The organism is Acidovorax sp. KPB24-03 (assembly GCF_057546605.1).
Window position 1 is genome coordinate 1 of the sequence record NZ_BAAJYR010000394.1, and the last position, 3,239, is coordinate 3,239.

The 3,239-nt window shown below is 68.4% G+C and carries 4 protein-coding genes; 1 reads left to right on the top strand and 3 read right to left on the bottom strand.

Annotated elements, in window-relative coordinates; genetic code table 11:
- The 3 genes from AC27KI_RS21505 to AC27KI_RS21515 all read right to left on the bottom strand — a co-directional run.
- On the bottom strand, positions 1 to 561 hold a 561-nt coding region (locus tag AC27KI_RS21505), incomplete at its 3' end, for an ATP-binding cassette domain-containing protein (protein WP_487115742.1).
- Positions 562 to 569: 8 nt separating this feature from the next.
- On the bottom strand, positions 570 to 1,619 hold the full coding sequence (locus AC27KI_RS21510) for an ABC transporter substrate-binding protein (protein WP_487090798.1): 1,050 nt from the start codon (positions 1,617 to 1,619) through the stop codon (positions 570 to 572).
- A gap of 78 nt (positions 1,620 to 1,697) precedes the next feature.
- A complete protein-coding gene (locus AC27KI_RS21515) occupies positions 1,698 to 2,630 on the bottom strand; it encodes a TauD/TfdA dioxygenase family protein (RefSeq protein WP_284405255.1) in 933 nt (310 codons plus the stop codon).
- A 409-nt stretch (positions 2,631 to 3,039) separates the two neighbouring features.
- On the opposite strand from AC27KI_RS21515, the gene AC27KI_RS21520 reads away from it, so the two are divergent.
- A partial coding sequence (locus AC27KI_RS21520; protein ID WP_487090799.1) for a DeoR family transcriptional regulator occupies positions 3,040 to 3,239 on the top strand: 200 nt, incomplete at its 3' end.

Consider the following 3,239-nt stretch of genomic DNA (forward strand, 5'->3'; position numbering starts at 1 on the left):
GGCGATGGCCACGCGCTGCTTCATGCCGCCCGACAGCTGGTGCGGGTGCGCATCGGCGAACCGGGACAGCCCCACCTTGTCGAGGTAGAGCGCCGCGCGCTCCGCAGCTTCGGCGCGGCTGGCGCGGCGTGCGGCCAGCAGCGGGAACATGACGTTCTCGCGCACGGTCTTCCAGGGCGGCAGCTGGTCGAACTCCTGGAACACCACCACGCGGTCGGGCCCGGGCCGCGTGACGGGCTGGCCGCCGAGCACGATGCGGCCTTCGCTCGGCGGGATGAAGCCTGCAATGGCCTTGAGCAGCGTCGATTTGCCGCAGCCCGAAGCGCCCAGCAGCACGAAGCGGTCGGCCGCATGCACCTGGAAATCCACCCGGTGCGTGGCCCGCACCACGGTGTCGCGCGTGCGGTAGTCGATGCTCACGCCCTCCACGTGCAGCAGCGCCGATGGGTCCACCGCGCGGGTGGGCAGCGGCCCGGCCGCCGGGGCCACGCCACCGCCGGCGCCGCCGGTCTCGGGCTCCAGGCGCTCCATCAGCGCGGGGGAAAGGGGTCCCGTCCGCATGGCGCGCGTCAGTTGCCGCCCGCGGTGTGGGCGTCTTCGAAGAAATAGTCCTTGAGCGTGGTCGGCGCGTTCTTGATGGCGCCCACGCGGTGCAGGAACTGGCCCATGCCCAGCGTGTTCTCGGGTTTCACCTTGAACTGGACTTCCGGGTTCTTGATGATCTTGAGCAGCAGGTCCCGGTCGGTCTTGGCGCCGGTCACACGCAGGTAGATGTCCGCCGCCTTCTCGGGGTGGGCGGTGATGAACTTGGCGGCCTCGTCCAGGCCATCCAGGAACGCCTTGTAGGTCTTGGGGCTCTCGCGGCGGAATTTCTCGGTCGCGTACAGCACGGTGGCCGACGAAGGCCCGCCCAGCACGTCGTAGGAGTTGAGCACGATGCGCGCGGCCGGGTTGCCGGCCAGTTCCTGTTCCTGGAACGGCGGGTTGCCGAAGTGGCCCGTGATCTCGGTGCCGCCCTTGATGATCGCGGCGGCGGCATCGGGGTGCGGCAGGGCCACCTGGATCTTGTCCAGGCGGTTGAACTCCTTGTCGCCCCAGAGCTTGGCCGAGGCCATCTGCAGCACGCGCGACTGCACCGACACGCCGACGGCGGGCAGCGCGATGCGGTCCTGCTCGGTGAAGTCGGCCAGCGTCTTCACCTTGGGGTTGTTGCTCACCAGGTAGTACGGAAAGTTGCCCAGCGAGGCCACGCCCTTCACGTTCTGGCGGCCCTTGGTGCGGTCCCACAGCGTGAACAGCGGGCCCACGCCAGCGCCTGCGATGTCGATGTTGCCCGACAGCAGGGCATCGTTGACCGCAGAGCCGCCGGACAGCTGGAGGTAATCGACCTGGATGTCGATGCCCGCCGCCTTGCCGTGCTTTTCGATGAGCTTCTGGTCCTGCGCCACATTCAACAGCAGATACACCACGCCGAACTGCTGCGCGATGCGCAACTGGCCTTCAGCCGCGTGCGAAGCGGCGGGCAGCCCCACCCCGCAGGCGATGAGGCCGGCAGCGGCCAGGGCGGCAAGGGTGCGGCGGGCGATGCCGCGGCGTGAAGGCTGGTGCATGGTGGGCATTTCCTGGCGCGAGAAGCGAGAAGCGAGAAGCAACGAAGAAGGGGAAGGGAGAAACGCAGGGGCGAAGGCGGCGGCCGTTCAGAACGGCAGGTCACCCTCGACCGTGGTGCGGTAGAGCTTGCGGCGCTCGCTGTCGGGCGTGCCGGCCGCCAGGTGCATGACCGAGCGGTTGTCCCAGAACACGAGGTCGTGCGGCAGCCAGCGGTGCCGGTACAGGAACTCCGGCCGCACGCTGGCGGCGAACAGTTCGTCCAGCAGCGCGCGGCTTTCATCGTCGGGCAGGCCGACGAGGCGCGTGGTGAAGTGCTCGCTCACGAAGAGCGCCTTGCGGCCGGTTTCGGGGTGGGTGCGCACCACCGGGTGCACGGCGGGCGCCACCTCGTCGATCTGTGCCTGCGTGAGCTTCGGGCGCCAGGGGCTGCGGGCGCGCAGCTCCTCGTACTTGGCCAGGTAGCTGTGCTCGGCCTGCAGCGGGGCGATGGCGTTCTTGAGCGCCTGGGGCAAGGCATCGTAGGCCGCGTGCTGGTCGGCAAACAGCGTATCGCCACCCTCTGAGGGCAACTCCTGCGCGTGCAGCAGCGAGCCCAGGCTGGGCTTTTCCTTGTACGACAGGTCGGAATGCCAGTAATGGCCCGCATCGCCCAGCCCGATGGGCTGGCCGCCGGCGTCCTTGATGTTGGAGACGATCAGGATCTCGGGGTGATCGGCCAGCTGGAAGTTCTTCAGCACATGGATCTGCAGCGGGCCGAAGCGGCGGCTGAAATCAATGTGCTGGCGCGGGGTGATGCGCTGGTCGCGGAACACCAGCACGTGGTGCGCCAGGTGGGCACGGTGAATGCGGTCGAAGTCCTGCGCGCCGAGGGGCCGCGACAGATCGAGGCCCACCACCTCGGCGCCCAGCGGGCCTGCGGCGCCGGCCACCGGGCGGATATCGAAGGGCTGCGGCGCGGCATCATCGTCCAGGGCGATGGCCGTCGCGGAAACCGGGGCGTGGGACAGAACTGCCGACATGGTGAACCACCTTTGAACGGGCCCGGCGGGGCCCTCTGGGTTGCCACTTTATTCAGCACACCTCCAAACCGGAACGAATGATTTATGCATTGCTAACTACAAAATCATCTATCGACACGGCGCCCCCACTGCTTGCCCGGCACTGGCACCCGTCACGAAACGGACGCCTGACCTTGGCATATTGGGTGCTTGTGCCCTTTCATGCAAAAGATAACACTGGGCACCCATGCACCCCATCGCATCGACCGGGGCCGCACGGAACACGCACACCCCCTCCCCCGTTCTTTCGCGATGCTCCAGGACACCGGCGCCTGCGGGTGAACGGAGCCACCCGGCACCACCGGACCGCGGGCACGGCCCCTGCGCTATCCCCACCCGCGAACGAACCGACACGACAGGATCACAGGACATGCTGCAGGAAGAACGATTCATCCGCATCCGCACGCTGCTGGCCACGCTCACCCGCGTGAGCACCGAGCGCATCGTGAAGGACCTCGACGTTTCGCGCGAGACCGTGCGGCGCGACCTCGTCGAGCTGGAGGCGCAGGGCGTGCTGCGCCGTGTGCACGGCGGCGTGGTCGCGCCCGGCCCGGCGCCCGAACCCCCGCT